At 61.6% G+C, this 15,881-nt stretch carries 17 protein-coding genes and 1 pseudogene; 15 read left to right on the top strand and 3 right to left on the bottom strand.

Annotated elements, in window-relative coordinates; translation table 11 throughout:
• The 3 genes from RIFP1SYM_RS08660 to speD all read left to right on the top strand — a co-directional run.
• A partial coding sequence (locus tag RIFP1SYM_RS08660; protein WP_050798737.1) for a DUF885 family protein occupies positions 1 to 1,522 on the top strand: 1,522 nt, incomplete at its 5' end.
• Positions 1,522 to 1,932, top strand: a complete 411-nt coding sequence (locus RIFP1SYM_RS08655) for a VOC family protein (RefSeq protein WP_039960102.1) — start codon at positions 1,522 to 1,524, stop codon at positions 1,930 to 1,932. The genes RIFP1SYM_RS08660 and RIFP1SYM_RS08655, both read left to right, overlap by 1 nt.
• Positions 1,933 to 2,004: 72 nt before the next feature.
• Positions 2,005 to 2,811 carry an adenosylmethionine decarboxylase gene (speD, locus tag RIFP1SYM_RS08650; RefSeq protein ID WP_006474337.1) on the top strand — a complete coding sequence of 269 codons (807 nt, stop codon included), beginning with the start codon at positions 2,005 to 2,007 and terminating at the stop codon, positions 2,809 to 2,811.
• Positions 2,812 to 2,871: 60 nt separating this feature from the next.
• Here the strand turns inward: speD and coq7 are convergent, their stop codons facing one another.
• Positions 2,872 to 3,516, bottom strand: a complete 645-nt coding sequence (gene coq7 / locus RIFP1SYM_RS08645) for a 2-polyprenyl-3-methyl-6-methoxy-1,4-benzoquinone monooxygenase (protein ID WP_005961980.1) — start codon at positions 3,514 to 3,516, stop codon at positions 2,872 to 2,874.
• A 49-nt stretch (positions 3,517 to 3,565) separates the two neighbouring features.
• Complete coding sequence (locus tag RIFP1SYM_RS08640) at positions 3,566 to 4,765, bottom strand: (Fe-S)-binding protein (RefSeq protein WP_005961978.1); 1,200 nt, start codon at positions 4,763 to 4,765, stop codon at positions 3,566 to 3,568.
• Between the two features lie 122 nt (positions 4,766 to 4,887).
• On the opposite strand from RIFP1SYM_RS08640, the pseudogene RIFP1SYM_RS08635 reads away from it, so the two are divergent.
• Positions 4,888 to 5,218: pseudogene (locus RIFP1SYM_RS08635) on the top strand ((2Fe-2S) ferredoxin domain-containing protein).
• Here RIFP1SYM_RS08635 and RIFP1SYM_RS08630 read toward each other — a convergent pair.
• On the bottom strand, positions 5,213 to 5,398 hold the full coding sequence (locus RIFP1SYM_RS08630; protein WP_005961974.1) for a hypothetical protein: 186 nt from the start codon (positions 5,396 to 5,398) through the stop codon (positions 5,213 to 5,215). The pseudogene RIFP1SYM_RS08635 and the gene RIFP1SYM_RS08630 overlap by 6 nt on opposite strands.
• 27 nt (positions 5,399 to 5,425) lie before the next feature.
• Here RIFP1SYM_RS08630 and RIFP1SYM_RS08625 point away from each other — a divergent pair, with 27 nt between their 5' ends.
• The 11 genes from RIFP1SYM_RS08625 (at position 5,426) to RIFP1SYM_RS08575 (ending at position 15,865) form a co-directional block, all read left to right on the top strand.
• Complete coding sequence (locus RIFP1SYM_RS08625) at positions 5,426 to 6,004, top strand: hypothetical protein (RefSeq protein ID WP_005961972.1); 579 nt, start codon at positions 5,426 to 5,428, stop codon at positions 6,002 to 6,004.
• Positions 6,005 to 6,060: 56 nt separating this feature from the next.
• Entirely contained in the window at positions 6,061 to 6,891 is an 831-nt protein-coding gene (locus RIFP1SYM_RS08620) for an ABC transporter ATP-binding protein (protein WP_006474335.1), read from the top strand.
• Positions 6,888 to 7,670, top strand: a complete 783-nt coding sequence (gene mlaE / locus RIFP1SYM_RS08615) for a lipid asymmetry maintenance ABC transporter permease subunit MlaE (protein ID WP_005961968.1) — start codon at positions 6,888 to 6,890, stop codon at positions 7,668 to 7,670. Before RIFP1SYM_RS08620 ends, mlaE begins: the two co-directional genes overlap by 4 nt.
• Before the next feature lie 3 nt (positions 7,671 to 7,673).
• Entirely contained in the window at positions 7,674 to 8,144 is a 471-nt protein-coding gene (mlaD, locus tag RIFP1SYM_RS08610) for an outer membrane lipid asymmetry maintenance protein MlaD (RefSeq protein ID WP_005961966.1), read from the top strand.
• The gene (locus RIFP1SYM_RS08605) at positions 8,137 to 8,448 is read left to right on the top strand and encodes an STAS domain-containing protein (RefSeq protein WP_005961964.1); all 312 of its coding nucleotides are present in this window, start codon (positions 8,137 to 8,139) and stop codon (positions 8,446 to 8,448) included. The genes mlaD and RIFP1SYM_RS08605 overlap by 8 nt, the downstream gene beginning before the upstream one ends.
• Positions 8,449 to 8,454: 6 nt before the next feature.
• The gene (locus RIFP1SYM_RS08600; protein WP_005961962.1) at positions 8,455 to 9,627 is read left to right on the top strand and encodes a cation:proton antiporter domain-containing protein; all 1,173 of its coding nucleotides are present in this window, start codon (positions 8,455 to 8,457) and stop codon (positions 9,625 to 9,627) included.
• Positions 9,628 to 9,779: 152 nt separating this feature from the next.
• Positions 9,780 to 11,039, top strand: coding sequence for a UDP-N-acetylglucosamine 1-carboxyvinyltransferase (gene murA / locus RIFP1SYM_RS08595; RefSeq protein ID WP_039960098.1), 1,260 nt, complete (start codon positions 9,780 to 9,782; stop codon positions 11,037 to 11,039).
• A gap of 76 nt (positions 11,040 to 11,115) precedes the next feature.
• Positions 11,116 to 11,763 (top strand): ATP phosphoribosyltransferase, encoded by a 648-nt coding sequence (hisG, locus tag RIFP1SYM_RS08590; protein ID WP_005961957.1) that lies wholly within the window; start codon positions 11,116 to 11,118, stop codon positions 11,761 to 11,763.
• A gap of 27 nt (positions 11,764 to 11,790) precedes the next feature.
• Positions 11,791 to 13,092 (top strand): histidinol dehydrogenase, encoded by a 1,302-nt coding sequence (gene hisD, locus RIFP1SYM_RS08585; RefSeq protein ID WP_006474332.1) that lies wholly within the window; start codon positions 11,791 to 11,793, stop codon positions 13,090 to 13,092.
• A 187-nt stretch (positions 13,093 to 13,279) separates the two neighbouring features.
• Positions 13,280 to 14,362, top strand: coding sequence for a histidinol-phosphate transaminase (gene hisC / locus RIFP1SYM_RS08580; protein WP_006474331.1), 1,083 nt, complete (start codon positions 13,280 to 13,282; stop codon positions 14,360 to 14,362).
• A 216-nt stretch (positions 14,363 to 14,578) separates the two neighbouring features.
• The gene (locus tag RIFP1SYM_RS08575) at positions 14,579 to 15,865 is read left to right on the top strand and encodes an OmpP1/FadL family transporter (protein WP_006474330.1); all 1,287 of its coding nucleotides are present in this window, start codon (positions 14,579 to 14,581) and stop codon (positions 15,863 to 15,865) included.
• Positions 15,866 to 15,881: the final 16 nt, after the last annotated feature.

Below are 15,881 nucleotides of genomic sequence, written 5' to 3'. Positions count from 1 at the left end.
GTTTGCCGGTGTCGCGGGTTATGAGGGGCAACTGGCTGCGGATGGCGACGATGATGTGGGCGCGTTGGCCGGTTGGCTCGGCAATCTGTTGCTGGGGCTCTCCGAGTTCAGCTTGGATGCGCTTGATGCGGATCGCCAGATCGACCTGCAGCTGATCTATGGTGCGGTGATCATTGAACGCCGCTGGCTGCTGGAGCAGGACTGGCGGCATCGTGATCCGGCCCGCTATCTGCCGCTGCGGACTCTGCAAGAGTTGGTGCTGCGCCAACCCGAGCAGCTTTGCGAGGCTGTGCTGGGGCTGCTGAAGCGCACCCCTAACTATCTGCGTGATGCGCGCAGTCAGCTCTTGGAGCTGCCGGAACTGGTCTCCAGTCTGTGGTTGGCAGAGGCGCTGGAGCTGCTTGAGCGCGGCATCCCCTGGCTGCACCGGCTGGTACAGGAGCTGCCGCAGGGGCGGGAATGCTGTACTGAACAGGGGCAGTTGCAGGGGTTGAGCTGCACCGCGGCCGAGGCGCTGGAGGACTATCAACACTTCCTGCAGGATGAGATAGTGCCAGCCGCGCAGGGGAGTTCGAGCTGTGGTACGGAGATGGTGGATCTGATCCTGCGCAACCGCCATCAGTTGGCCCTGAGCGGTGAGCAGGCACTGCAGCTGGCGCGACGGGAGAGGGAGAAGATTCGACGACAACTGGCTGAGCTGGGTGTCGATGTGGACGATCTGCAGGATCGGCATCTGGTGGGGCCTGAGCTGACCGGTGAGCAGCGGCAGGTTGTCTATCGCGAGGAGCTGGCTCGGCTCAAGGCGTTTGTGCTGGAGCGGGAGTTGCTGCAGCCACCTGAACAGCCCTGCGAGATCCGGCTGACCGAGGGGTGTTTGAGTCGTATCGCCTGTGACAGCTACTGCCGCACCGAAGCGGGTGGCGTGATCTACCTGCCCTGCCGCACCGAGCGGTCTGAGGGTGGTGAAAGCCTGGCGGAGATTCGCCTGCGTTGTCTTTATGCCGGCTGGGCCGGGCGCCACTTTCTTGCCTGGGCGGGTGGCATCGAGGCGCATAGCCTAGTGCGCCAGATCAACCCGTCCGCCGCCTTCAAACGTGGCTGGGCCCACTATATGAGCGGCCTGCTGGAAGAGCAGGACTACTTTGCTGAAGCAGATCGGCGGCTACTGCAGCAGCGTCGACTGGCGCTGGCGGAGGAGGCGGTGGTGGAGCTGGAGTACCATCTGGGCGATATCGACGGCGTGACCGCGCTGTCGCGACTGCGCAGTGTGGCGATCCTGGGCAACACTGCCGGGTCGCGCCTGACGCAGATATCGCGCCACCCCACCGATGCCTTCATGGCACTGATCGGTGTGCGCCTGCTGGAGGCGACGCGCCGTCGAGTGTTGGAAAAACAGCCGCAGCTGTCGCCGCTGCAGTTTCATGCCAAATTGTTTGCCGAGGGCGCCATCGCCCTGCCGCTGGTGGTGAAGCGCAGCTTTGGCGAATCGGTATGGGAGCAGGCCTCCCGCGAGGTGTTGTGATGAATCGACCCGGTTCCAATCTGGGCATGCGTCATGTGGCGCTCTATGTGCGGGATCTGCCTGCCTGCGAACGGTTCTATGTGAGCCTGCTCGGCATGCAGGTGGAGTGGCGTCCCGATCCGGCCAACGTCTATCTCAGCTCTGGGCCGGATAATCTGGCTCTGCACCAGGCTGCGCCAGGCGAGCGGGATGAGTCGCAACAGCGTCTCGACCACATTGGTTTTTTTCTCGCCACGAAGGCGGCGGTGGATGAGTGGTTTGCCTTCCTGCAGGCTGAGGGTGTGCAGATGCGCACCGAGCCGCGCACCCATCGGGATGGCGCGCGCAGCTTCTACTGCTATGATCCCGATGGCATGGTGGTGCAGATCATTTACCATCCACCGGTGGCGGAGTGGGAGCGCCGCAGATAACCGATTGACGGCGGATGGGCAGATGGCCTAGCCTTGCCCGCCTTTCCATTTCCAATGAGGCAGGATCCGCAGATGAAGCGTCTTAAGCTGCATGGATTCAACAACCTGACCAAGACCCTCAGCTTCAATATCTACGATATCTGCTATGCGGCGACGCCCTCGCAAGTAAAGGAGTATATCGAGTATATCGATGATGCCTATAACGCCGAGCGCCTGACCCAGATCTTGACCGATGTGGCCAACATCATTGGCGCCAATATCCTGAATATCGCGCATCAGGATTACGATCCCCAGGGGGCCAGCGTCACCATGCTGATTTCCGAGGAGCCAGTGGCGGCGCAGCAGCTCTCCAATACCGAGGCGCCGGGGCCGCTGCCCGATGCGGTGGTGGCACACCTCGACAAGAGCCACATCACCGTGCATACCTACCCAGAGAGCCACCCGGAGAACAGCATTAGTACCTTCCGCGTCGATATCGACGTCTCCACTTGCGGGCGTATCTCGCCACTGAAGGCGCTCAACTATCTGATCCACTCATTTGAGTCGGATATCGTGATTATGGACTACCGGGTGCGCGGTTTTACCCGCGATGTGGGAGGCAAAAAGCACTACATCGATCACAAGATCAACTCGATCCAGAACTACCTGGCCCGCGACACCAAAAATCGCTACCAGATGATGGACGTCAACGTCTATCAGGAGAACATCTTCCACACCAAGATGATCCTCAAGGAGTTCGATCTGGACGGCTACCTGTTCGGCATGGAGGTGGACGACATGCCACCGCGCCAGCAGCGCGAGATCAGCGAGCGGATCAAGCGGGAGATGATGGAGATTTTCTACGGCCGCAACATCCAGAAGGGCATGAGACTAATGTAGGCAGCGCTGCTGCAGCGTGAATGGCCTGTTCGCACGGCTTGCGGTGCGCCTACGGCGCCATTACAGATAGTAGACCGACGTGGTCATCAGCTTAGAGGTGAGCTTCATCGCCAGTTTGATCGGGCCTGGCAGTTCGGTGCCGCCGGCCTCAAGCGCCAGTGTGGCGTGGTGGATCTCATCCTCTTTCATCTGTTCGAGAATGGCGCGGCTCTTGGCGTCCTGGCTGGGCAATTGTTGCAGATGGCTGTTCAGGTGCGCCTCCACCTGATGTTCGGTCTCGGCGACAAAGCCCAGGCTCCACTTGTCGCCGGCCAGCCCGGCGGCGGCGCCGATGGCGAACGAGCCGGCGAACCAGAGCGGATTGAGCACGCTCTTGCGGTTATCCAGCTCATCGAGGCGTCTTTCACACCAAGCCAGATGGTCGTTCTCCTCCTGAGCGGCGCGCTCCATGCTGTCGCGCACCTCCGGCAGCTTGGCAGTCAGCGCCTGGCCCTGATAGAGCGCCTGGGCGCAGACCTCACCGGTGTGGTTAATGCGCATCAGGCGTGCAGTCTCGTCGCGCTCCTGCTCGCTCATCTCTGACTCGTCGAGGCCGTGTGCGGGATTGGCTCGCTCGGTGACTTGGGGGCGGCCAAACACGGTGCGCAGGGCCTGGTCGAAACCGAGGATCAGACGCTCGGCCGAGGTGTAACTTCGTGCATTCATAATGCTTAAGATAGCCTCTCTGAGGAGTGGAGTTCAACCGGTTCGGGTATTAGTGCCTGGTCTGCTGCAGTTGCCGGAGGATCAGCTCGAGCGGGTGCAGCACCTCGATCGCCACTCCTGCCTGTTGCAGCAGGTTGCGAATTTGCAGGGCGCAGCCGCTGTTCTGAGTGACCAGGAGCGGGGCCTTGAGTGCGCGGATCTCCTCCAGTAATGCCGCGCCCAGGCCATCGGAGATGCCGGGCTGGAACAGCAGATGGCTGCCTGCCGCGCCGCAGCAACCGAGCCTCTGTGGTACCGGCAGGAGTTGGATCTTGGGGATCCGCTGTAATAACCGGGCGGCGTGATCTCCACGGCTGCTGCAGGGCTGGTGCAGCAGCACCGGTTGCGGCAGGGGGCGCAGAGTCAGCTCCGCGGGCCAGGGCTGTTCCAGCAGCAGCTCGACAAGCGAACGTATCGGTGGAGTGGTACGGCAGTGCTCGAGTAATTCGTTGTGACAGGCGCTGGCGAGGGTGGCGATCACCCCGACCCGGCTTATCTCGAACAGGGCGCTGTTATGCTCGCACAGTTGCTGCGCCTGCTGTAGACCACCGCTGTGACGGTGCAGCGCGCCGCAGCAGTGCTGTGCTTCGGGGATCTCCACCGCATAGCCCAACTGCCGCAGCAGTTCGATCGCTGCCTCGATGAGCTGCGGTTCGAGCGATTGTGAAACGCAGCCGGTGAAGAGCAGGGCGCTGCGGCCGCTGGCGGTGTGGGTGGGCAGCAGGGCGGGGAGCTTTGGTCCTGGGGTGGGGATCTGGTTGGCGATGGCTGCCAGCCGGGAACTGACCCCGAAGCGCTGGCGCGCCAGCCACTGCAGCAGCCCAAAACGCTTGGCCAGTCTGGCAAATCCGAGCCACTTTTTTAGTCTGCGTGGTTGGCTCAGCCGCTTGATTAGTTGTTGCTTGAAGGCACTGTGCCAGCTGCTGCGCCTGCTGTTCAGAAGCTGCCGGGCACCATCGATCATCGCACCATAGGCGACCCCGGAGGGGCAGGCCGATTCGCAGCGTCGGCAGTGCAAGCAGCCCTCCAGGTGTCGGCTCAGGGTCGGATCGGCCGGCAGGCTGCCGTCGGCCAGCGCCTGGATCAGTGCGATCCGCCCGCGTGGCGAGTCGGCCTCGTTGCGCAGCAGTCGGTAGGTGGGGCAGTGGGGCAGACAGAGGCCGCATTTGACGCAGCGGTCCGCCTCGAGGATCAGCTGTTCAGGTGTCACTGGCTGGAGCCTGGGTCGGAAATGCCCGGCAGGCGGTGCGGTTTTGTCGCAAAGGGGGGGTGAATCGCGCTCATCGCGCTTATAATAGCGACAAATCAGCGAGGCTTCACAGCGAGAAGGCCATGTCTTACTACCGCCATCACCTCTTCTTCTGCACCAATCAGCGCGATGATGGGCGCCCCTGCTGCGGGCGCTTTAACGCGGCGGGGCAGTGCGGCTATCTGAAGCAGCGGGTTAAAGCTGGAGCTGGAGCTGGCCGGACCGGGCGGGGTGCGGGTCAACATCGCCGGTTGTCTTGATCGTTGCGAACATGGGCCGGTGCTGGTGATCTACCCGGAGGCGGTCTGGTACACCTATGTGGATAGGGACGATCTGGATGAGATCCTGCAGCGCCACCTGATCGATGGAGAGCGGGTGGAGCGGCTGCTGATCAAGCCACAGGATGCCTCATAGCGCCTTGGTCTTGGTAGCACCGCAACGGCTGCAGCGAAACTGGGTCACCAGCCGCCCCTGTTTAACGTCGAACTGGCGCTCCTTGACCGTCTGCCACTTGTGAAAGCCCTCGCGACAGAGCCCCCGGCCACGGTGCTTATCGCTCAGGGTGCGCTTTTTGAATGTCAGGATCTCGCCCATTGATCACACTCCTATGGTGTCCGCAGTATGACCGATAATCGACCGACAGTGCAGATCTACGCCCGTGGTTGGGACCACCCGGCTTGGCAGGGCAGTTTTTACCCGGAGGATCTGCCGGCTGACTGGCGCCTGACCTACTATGCCAACGAGTTTCCCGGAGTGTTGTTGCCACAGGCAGTGTGGGCGGATCTCGCAGCCTCGACACTGCTGGAGTGGTTGGATGATTTGGATGATGGCTTCCAGCTCTATCTGGAGATCGAGAGCCCGCTGGAGGCACAGCAGGTGCAGTTGCTTGAGGGATGGGCTGGGCAGCTGGCTGGACTGGTATTGCGGCAGGGGATAGATGCTGAGTCAATCGAGACGATGGGCCTGAACTGCTATCGTCTGCTGCGGTCCGACAAGGGAGTGGCTGACGGTGAGCCGGCCGCCTTCTGCATTAAACCTGATGCGCGATTGGAACCGCGCCAGCAGCGTGCGCTGCTTGAACGTCTCTCCACACGGGTGGCGGGTGATCAGGAGCTGCCTCTGTTCCTTTTCGGCGAGCCGCCAGATCTGGATCTGCTGCGGCAGTTGCGCCAACTGGCACAACTGATGGGGCTGGCTTGACGCTTATAGGGGGTGTCGACAGAATGGGTGAAAATGCCAGAAGGGAAGCCTCGCCAATGGTCGAAGACAAGAGCTCGCAGGAGTCGCCGCTGATTCGTATTCGCGGGCTGCGGTTTCGTCGCGGCGGGCAGATCATCTTTGATGGTGTCGACCTGGATATCCCGCGTGGCCAGGTGAGTGCCATCATGGGGCCCAGTGGCAGCGGCAAGACCACCCTGCTGAAACTGATCGCCGGTCAGCTGCAGCCGGATGCCGGGAGCATCGAGGTGGACGGTCTGAACGTGCATCAGCTCAGCCGGCGCGAGTTGTTTCGGCTGCGCACCCGTATGGGCATGCTGTTCCAGAGTGGCGCGCTGCTCACCGATCTCTCTGTCTTTGAAAACGTCGCCTACCCGGTGCGCGAACATGCCGACCTGCCCGAATCGATGATTCGTCGCCTGGTGCTGATGAAGCTAGAGGCGGTGGGGCTGCGCGGTGCGCGTGAGCTGATGCCGGCTGAACTCTCCGGTGGCATGGCGCGGCGGGTGGCGCTGGCCCGGGCCATCGTCCTTGATCCGATGATGGTGATGTACGATGAGCCCTTCACCGGCCAGGATCCGATCTCGATGGGGGTGCTGGCGCAGCTGATCCGCCGTCTCAACGATGCGGTGGGGCTGAGTAGCATTCTGGTCTCCCACGACGTGGAGGAGACCGCCGCCATCGCCGATCGGCTCTATCTAATCTCCCATGGCCGGCTGGTGGAGCAGGGGTCGCCGCAGCAGTTGGCCGACTCCGACTCTCCCTGGGTGCACCAGTTCATGCGCGGCGAGCCGGATGGGCCGGTGCGTTTCCACTACCCGGCCGCGCCGCTGGCTGATGATCTGCTGATGGGTGGAGGTGGTGCTTGATCCTTGACCTTCTGGCACACCTGGGCCGACATGGGCTTGCGTCGTTGCAGCGCCTGGGTCGCGGTCATCTGCTGCTGCTGGAGATCCTGGTCGGCAGCCTAGCGCTGGTGCGTCGTCTGCGCCTGCTGCTGGTCCAGGTTTATTCTGTGGGGGTGCGCAGCCTGGTGATCGTGGTGGTCTCCGGGTTGTTTGTCGGCATGGTTTTGGGGCTGCAGGGGCACTATGTGCTCTCCCAGTTCGGCGCTGAAGAGAGCCTCGGAGTGATGGTGGCGGCTTCACTGGTGCGCGAGTTGGGGCCGGTGGTGACGGCGCTGCTGTTCGCTGGTCGCGCCGGTTCGGCGTTGACCGCCGAGATCGGCCTGATGAAGGCCACTGAACAGCTCTCCGGTTTGGAAATGATGGCGGTGGATCCGGTGCACCGGATCCTGACGCCGCGTTTCTGGGGCGGTTTTATCTCGATGCCGCTGCTGGCGGGGCTATTCAGTGCGGTCGGTGTGATCGGTGGCTACTTCGTCGGGGTGGCGCTGCTGGGGATCGATGATGGCGCCTTCTGGAGCCAGATGCAGGCGAAGATCGACTGGAACGAGGATGTACTCAACGGTGTCACCAAAAGCGTAGTATTTGGCATCGTCTGCAGCTGGATCGCGCTGTTCGAGGGTTACGATGCACATCCCACCTCGGAGGGGGTGAGTCGTGCCACCACCCGTACTGTGGTGCACTCGGCGCTGGCGGTGCTGATGCTCGATTTTGTGCTCACCGCGCTGATGTTTGGAGACTGAGAGATGAATAGACGCAGGCTGGAGGTCGGGGTTGGGCTGTTCATGGCGCTTGGCCTGGTGGCACTGTTTTTTCTGGCGATGCAGGTAAGCAACCTGAGCAGTGTCAGCAGAGGTGATGGGTATGAGGTACAGGCCCGCTTCGACAATATTGGCGGTCTCAAGGTGCGCTCGCCGGTGGCGATAGCCGGGGTGCGTATCGGTCGGGTGACGCATATCGGGTTCGACCAGCAGAACTTCGAGGCGGTGGTTACCCTGCGGATCGAAGAGCAGTATGACAAGATTCCAGAGGATAGCATCGCCAAGATCTACACTTCGGGTTTGCTCGGGGAGCAGTATGTCGGTCTCGATCCGGGGGGCAGCGAGGAGACGATCCGTGACACCGGCCAGATCACAATGACTCAGTCAGCGCTGGTGCTGGAGGAGATAGTTGGCCAATTTCTGTTCAGCAAGGCGGAAGAGGCGGCCCTTGAGTAGCCTGGCCGAGATCCGCCACGAAGGGGCGTTTCGCTTCACTTTGCAGGGCGATATGAGCTTCGCCAGTGCGCGCAGCCTGCTGCAGCAGTCGCAGGTGCTGTTTCCGGTTGGCGGGGATTTCTCCCTCGACCTCTCCGCGGTGCAGCACAGTGACAGCGCCGGGGTGGCGCTGCTGTTGGAGTGGCTCGCTGCGGCCCAGGCGGGTGGGGGGCGTCTGGAGATCACCGGCCTGCCAGCCTCAATGCGCGCCATCGCCGGTGTCTGCAATCTGCAGGAGCTGCTGCCGTTGGATGAGGAGGAATAGCTCCAGATGCAGGATGATCCGATCCTCTTTACCATCTTTCTGGTCTTCTCCGGCGCGGCGCTGCTGGCAACGGTGGCGTTGTTCGCTCGTCAGGCGCTGCTAATCGCCTATATCCTGCTCGGTGCGCTGTTTGGTCCCTGGGGCTTCGGCTTTGTGGATGATCCGGCGGTGGTGAAAGAGATTGCCGACATCGGCATCATCTTTTTGCTGTTTCTGTTGGGGCTCGATCTGAAGCCCCAGGAGCTGCTCAATCTGCTGCGCAAGACCACCCTGGTGACCCTCGGCAGTTCGCTGCTGTTTTTCGTGATCGGCTTCAGCGTCGCCTGGCTGTTTGGTTTTAGCTGGGTGGAGTCACTGGTGGTGGGCGGTACGATGACCTTCTCTTCCACCATTATCGGTCTCAAGTTATTGCCGACCACGGTACTGCACCATCAGCGCACCGGCGAGATTATTATCAGTATCCTGTTGCTGCAGGATCTGCTGGCGATTGTCATGTTGCTGCTGCTGGAGGGGCGAGGGGTGGATCTTGCTTCAGCGGGAGGGCGCTTCATTCTGCTGCTGTTGGCATTGCCGGTGTTGATCCTCGGCTCTTGGCTGGTGGCGCGCTTCCTTTTGGTTCCGCTAATTCGGCGCTTCAGCCAGATCAAGGAGTATGTGTTTCTGCTCGCTATCGGCTGGTGCCTGGGGATGGCCGAGCTGGCCGGTGGGGTAGGGCTTTCCCGCGAGATCGGCGCCTTCAGTGCTGGCGTCGCGCTGGCCACCAGTCCGATCGCCCTCTATATCGCCGAGAGCTTGAGGCCGCTGCGCGATTTCTTCCTGATCCTCTTCTTTTTCTCCCTGGGAGCTGGGGTGAATCTGGAGAAGCTACCCGATCTGCTGCTGCCGGCGTTGCTGCTGGCGACGATTCTGATGCTGGTCAAGCCCTGGGCCTTCCGTCGCCTGCTCGAGCGCACCGGCGAGGATCGTGAGCGCAGCGGTGAGATCGGCTGGCGGCTCGGCCAGCTGAGCGAATTCTCTCTGCTGATCGCGGTGCTGGCACTCGACCTGGGGCAGATTGGCGACCGCGCCTCCTACCTGATCCAGCTAACAACCCTGTTCACCTTCCTGGTCTCCACCTACCTGGTGGTGATGCGCTTCTACACGCCGATCGCTATCTCCGATCGGCTGCGGCGGGATTGATGTGGCTGCGTGGGCGGGCTGGGAAAATACGGTTATACCCCCGCTTTGGCTGCCAACTGTCGAAAAAAGCTCCCGTTCTTGCCGTATTTTCGCTATGATCCCCGGTTTTTCCAAGCGCTGGCAGGTTGGCGCCGACTGAGCGGATCCCAACGATGGATAAACTGATCATCAAAGGTGGAATTCCCCTGCAGGGCGAGGTGCGGATTGCCGGGGCGAAAAATGCGGCGCTGCCGATCCTCGCGGCGACCCTGCTGGCTGACAGTCCGATGCGGGTGGGCAATGTGCCGCATCTGCAGGACATTACCACCACCATGGGGCTGCTTGGCGGGATGGGCGCCACCCTGGTGGTGGATGAGAAGATGGGCATCGAGGCGGATACTGCTTCGATCACCCGATTCCACGCCCCGTATGAGCTGGTCAAGACCATGCGTGCCTCGATCCTGGTGCTCGGGCCGATGTTGAGCCGTTTCGGCGAGGCGGAGGTATCGCTGCCCGGAGGCTGCGCGATCGGCTCCCGCCCGGTCAATCTGCACATCGACGGACTGCGCGCTATGGGCGCAGATATTTCTGTCGAGAACGGCTACATCCGTGCGCGCGCCAAGCGGCTGCGGGGGGCGCGCATCGTCATGGATCTGGTCTCGGTGACCGGCACAGAGAACCTGATGATGGCGGCGGCGCTGGCCGATGGCACTAGCATTATCGAGAATGCTGCGCGTGAACCAGAAGTGGTGGACCTCGCCGACTGTATCAACAAGATGGGTGGCAACATCTCTGGCGCGGGGACTTCGACCATCACCGTCAATGGGGTTGGACGGTTGCTCGGCACCAACTATGAGGTGTTGCCAGACCGGATCGAGACCGGCACCTTTTTGGTTGCCGCGGCGATCACTCGCGGCCGGGTCAAGGTGCGTGACACTCGCCCCGATCTGCTCGATGCGGTGTCGCAGAAGCTGATCGAGGCGGGCGCAAAAATGGAGTTTGGTGAGGACTGGATTAGCCTCGATATGGAGGGACGCCGCCCCAAGGCGGTGGATGTGCACACCGCCCCCTATCCCGCCTTTCCGACCGATATGCAGGCGCAGTTCACCGCCCTCAACTCGGTGGCGGAGGGGGTCGGCACGATCACCGAGACGATCTTCGAGAATCGTTTCATGCATGTGCAGGAGCTGGTGCGGATGGGGGCGAAGATCCGCCTCGAGGGCAACACGGCGATCTGTACCGGCAGCGAACATCTGACTGGCGCGCCGGTGATGGCTACCGACCTGCGTGCCTCCGCCAGCCTTGTGCTGGCCGGGTTGGTGGCCGAAGGGGAGACCCTGGTGGATCGCATCTACCATATCGACCGGGGTTATCAGAACATCGAGGAGAAGTTGGCCGGCCTCGGCGGGCAGATCCGTCGGGTGCCTGATTGATCTCATCTGGCTGTCAGCCTGGCGTCAGGCAAGCCTGTTTTGAATACTACTGATTGAGCCGCGAACGCGCATCGTCATGAAATTTTCTACACCGATCACCATCGCCCTCTCGAAAGGGCGCATCTTCAAACAGAGCCTGCCGCTATTGGCCCATGCCGGCATCGAGCCGATCGACGACCCGGAGACCAGCCGTAAGCTGATCCTCGATACCAATCACGAGCAGGTGAAGCTGGTGATCATCCGCGCCACCGACGTACCCACCTATGTGCAGTACGGCGCCGCTGACATCGGCGTGGCGGGCAAGGATGTGTTGCTGGAGCACGGCGGCGAGGGGCTCTACGAGCCACTCGATCTGCAGATCGCCAAGTGCCGCCTGATGGTGGCCGGTCACGCCGGTGCCTCCCTTGATGGCAACCGCCTGCGCATCGCCACCAAGTATGTGAAGAGCGCACAGAAACACTTCGCCGCCAAGGGTCAGCAGGTGGAGATCATCAAGCTCTATGGTTCGATGGAGCTGGCGCCGATCGTGGGGCTCGCTGACCTGATCGTCGATCTGGTGGAGAGCGGTAGCACCCTGAAGGCCAACGGCCTGGTACCGTTGGAGCATATCACCGACATCAGCTCGCGATTGGTGGTCAACAAGGCCGCCTGGAAGATGAAGCACGCCACGATCATGGCCCTGAAGGCGGCGGTGGCCGAGGCGGTGGAGAAGAATCAATCCTGATCTGTGTTCTGTGCGGGAGTTAGAGAGATGAGCGAGATACGCCAACTGTCCAGCAGCGATGCCGATTTTCAATCACGGCTGGATGCGCTGCTGGCCTGGGAATCGGTCTCTGATCGGGCGGTCAACGATACGGTTAACAACATCATCGCTGAGATCCGTAGCCGCGGTGACGCCGCGTTGGTCGAGTTTACCAGCCGTTTCGACGGCTGGCAGGCGGCCAGCGCTGCCGATCTAGAGTTGCCGCTGAGCCGACTCGAGCAGGCCTGGAACACCATCCCTGCCGAACAGCGCCAAGCGCTGGAGATCGCAGCCAATCGCGTCCGCGCCTACGCTGAGCACCAGATCACCGACTCCTGGTCCTATACCGAGCCGGACGGCACCCTGCTGGGTCAGCAGGTGACGCCGCTGGATCGCGCCGGCCTTTACGTACCCGGCGGCAAGGCGGCATATCCCTCATCAGTGTTGATGAACGCGATTCCCGCCAAGGTGGCCGGGGTGTCCGAGTTGATCATGGTGGTGCCTACCCCTGGCGGTGAACTCAACGAGTTGGTACTGGCGGCGGCCCATGTCTCCGGCGTTGATCGAGTCTTCCTGGTGGGCGGCGCCCAGGCGGTGGCCGCGCTCGCTTACGGCACCGAGAGCGTGCCGCCGGTGGACAAGGTGGTCGGCCCCGGCAACATCTACGTGGCTACCGCCAAGCGCGCAGTATTCGGTCAGGTCGGCATCGACATGGTGGCCGGCCCTTCGGAGATCCTGATTATCTGCGACGGCAACACGGATCCCGACTGGATCGCCATGGACCTCTTCTCCCAGGCGGAGCACGATGAGGATGCCCAGTCGATCCTGATCTGCCCCGACGCCGGCTTCATTGAACAGGTGCAAGCAAGCATCGATAGGCTGCTGCCGAGCATGGAGCGGCGCGAGATCATTGCCACAGCGCTCAGGGTGCGCGGCGCGCTGATCACGGTGAAGGATATGCAGGAGGCGGTGGATGTGGCCAACTTCATCGCTCCCGAGCACCTGGAGCTGTCGCTGGAGAACCCCGAGGCGATGGCAAAACAGATTCGCCACGCCGGTGCGATCTTCATGGGTCGCTACACCGCCGAGGCGATGGGCGACTATTGTGCCGGTCCCAACCATGTGTTGCCGACCTCGCGCACCGCGCGCTTCTCCTCTCCGCTGGGGGTCTACGACTTCCAGAAGCGCTCCAGTCTGATCATGGCCTCGCCGCAGGGTGCGGCCAGCATGGCGGAGACCGCTTCGGTGCTGGCGCGCGGTGAGGGGCTCACTGCCCACGCCCGTTCTGCCGAGTATCGTGGTAAGTCGTGATGGCGGAGGTGGTCACCCGTTCGGTGATTAGCTGTCCCCACTGTAGAATGCCCCGGCAGGAGAGTTGAGGTGAATTTTTTGTTCGTAAAAGACGCAAATAGCGCCAAGGTTTTTTGTGTGCTTCGCGTATTTTTCGTATGCAAAACTGAATCGAAATATTTGCGGTAATTTGCGGACTGATATTCCAATGAAACAGCTCATCGACCAATGGGTGCGCCCTGAGATCCGGGCGCTCTCCGCCTACCATGTGCCGGATCCGGGCGAGATGATCAAGCTCGATGCCATGGAGAACCCCTACACCTGGCCGGATGAGCTGCGCCGGGAGTGGCTGGATCTGCTCGCCGGGGTCGATGTGAACCGCTATCCCGACCCCCAGGCGGCAGCGCTGAAGGCACGCCTGCGTGACGCGATGGGAGTGCCGGCGGGGGCGGAGCTGATCCTCGGCAACGGCTCTGATGAGCTGATCCAGATGCTGGCGATGGCGGTCTCCGGCCCGGGCCGGGTGGTGATGTCAGTGGATCCCGGTTTTGTCATGTACCGGATGATCGCTACCTTCTGCGGCATGGAGTATGTCGGTGTGCCGCTCAGGAGCGACGATTTCAGTCTCGATATCGATGCCCTGCTGGCGGCTATCGAGCGGCATCAGCCGGCACTGCTGTTTCTCGCCTACCCCAACAATCCGACCGGCAACCTGTTCGATGCGGCGGAGATCGAGCGGGTGATCGAGGTGGCCCCTGGTATCGTGGTGGTGGACGAGGCCTACGCCCCCTTCACCGATGAGAGCTTCATGCCACGCCTCGGTGAGTTCGACAACCTGCTGGTGATGCGTACTGTCTCCAAGATGGGATTGGCCGGGCTGCGTCTCGGTTTGCTGGTTGGGCCCGCCGCCTGGCTGGAGCAGATCGACAAGACCCGCCTGCCCTATAACATCAGTGTGCTGAGCCAACTGAGTGCGGAGTTTGCGCTGCGCCACCAGGCGGTGTTTGATGCCCAAACCAGCGCGATTCTAGAGGAGCGCGGCAGGCTTTTCTCCGTCCTGCGGGCGATCGACGGCGTGGCGCCCTACGCGTCGCAGGCCAACTTTATCCTGCTGCGGGTGCCCGAGGGGCGTGCGCTGGAACTCTTCGAAGGGCTGAAGGAGCGAGGTGTGCTGGTAAAGTGTCTGCACGGTGCCCACCCGCTGCTCAGCGACTGCCTGCGGGTGACGGTGGGTACGCCGCAGGAGAGTGAAACCTTTCTTGAGCATTTCACTGCCCTTCTCCAGGGGTGACCGGTCCAGGCAACTCATTGCGGATGGGTTGTCCTGATCCAGATCAACGTTCCTTAGGCGCGTCTGGCCGATACTAGCGCCGGCGAGCAGTGTCGGTCGATGCCAGTTGGTGTCTTGCCTCTGTCTGGCCGGCTAATTCGCTGATCTGTCTCTTCTATCCCCCGTGTTGGATGTGATGCGCAGCGGCTCCTGTTGTATGTGGTTTTGGAGTGTGCGATGAGAAAAAGAATCCTTTTGTTGGCCCTGATCTCTGGGCTGTTCCTCTCCCTGCCAGCTATGGCTACCAATGGCTACTGGTCCTACGGTTATGGCCCCAAGTCGAAGTCGATTGCCGGGGCCTGTGTGGCGATGTCGTTTGGCGCCATGTGTGCCGCCAGCAATCCGGCCTCGCTGGTGCGGGTGGGTAACCGTATCGAGGCGGGGGCGTCACTGTTTGCGCCGACGCGAGGCTTTACCGCCAACGATGACGCGCAGACCCCGCCCTATGCCTCGATCCCTCCCGGTGAATATAAGAGTGCCAATGATCTGTTTCTGTTGCCCCACTTTGCTAGCAACTACATGCTCGATGAGCAGAGCTCGATTGGTGTGGCGATCGGTGCCAACGGCGGTATGAACACCGAATATGATAGTGCTGTCTTCGCCCGCTTCAGTCCGCCGGGGGTGCTGGAGTATCAGGCCTCAGCGCCGGTTGGGGTGGACCTCAAGCAGATGTTTGTCGGCATCAGCTATTCGCGCCTGCTGAGCGAGGAGCACTCGATCGGTATCACTCCGATCCTGGCGGTGCAGTCGATCTCTGTCACCGGCCTGGAGCCGTTCCGGATGTTCTCCAAGTACCCCGATTCAGTGACCAATAACGGTACCGATGTCAGCGTTGGTGGCGGTGTGCGGTTTGGGTGGTTGTGGCGCGTGAATCAGCAGCTGAAGCTCGGCGCCTCCTATCAGACGCGTCTGTGGATGCAGAAGTTTGACAGCTACAAGGGGTTGTTTGCAGAGGCGGGTGACTTTGATATTCCGCCCAACTTCGACTTGGGTTTCTCTTACCGCTTTACGCCGGAGTGGACCTTCGCCTTCGACTACCAGCGCATTCAATACTCCGAGGTGAATGCGGTGGGCAACCCGGCCGATCTGGTATTTATACCTGGCTCCACCCTGCTGGGCACCGATGATGGGCTGGGCTTCGGCTGGAACGACCAGAATGTCTACAAGTTCGGCGTGCAGTGGCAATACAGCGACGATTTGACCCTGCGTGCCGGCTACTCCTACGCCACTGATACCTTCGAGAACAGTCAGGCGCTGTTCAACATCCTCGCGCCGGCGGTGATCAAGGAGCATTTTACCGGTGGTTTCGGACTGAAACTGGGGGGTGGGCACGAGCTTAACGCGGCTTTCATGTATGCACCTGAAGAGCAGGTCACTGGCACTAACCCCAATACTGGGCCGCAGACCGGCGATCTCTGGATGGACCAGTGGGAGGTCGAGATCGGCTGGGCGATGCGTTTTTGAGCCTGTTTGTCCGCTG

Origin of the sequence: endosymbiont of Riftia pachyptila (vent Ph05) (genome assembly GCF_000224455.1) — a bacterium.
Lineage (GTDB): Bacteria > Pseudomonadota > Gammaproteobacteria > Chromatiales > Chromatiaceae > Endoriftia > Endoriftia persephonae.
The sequence above is the reverse complement of the archived record's forward strand: the minus strand, read 5'-3'. Positions and strand labels throughout refer to the sequence as shown.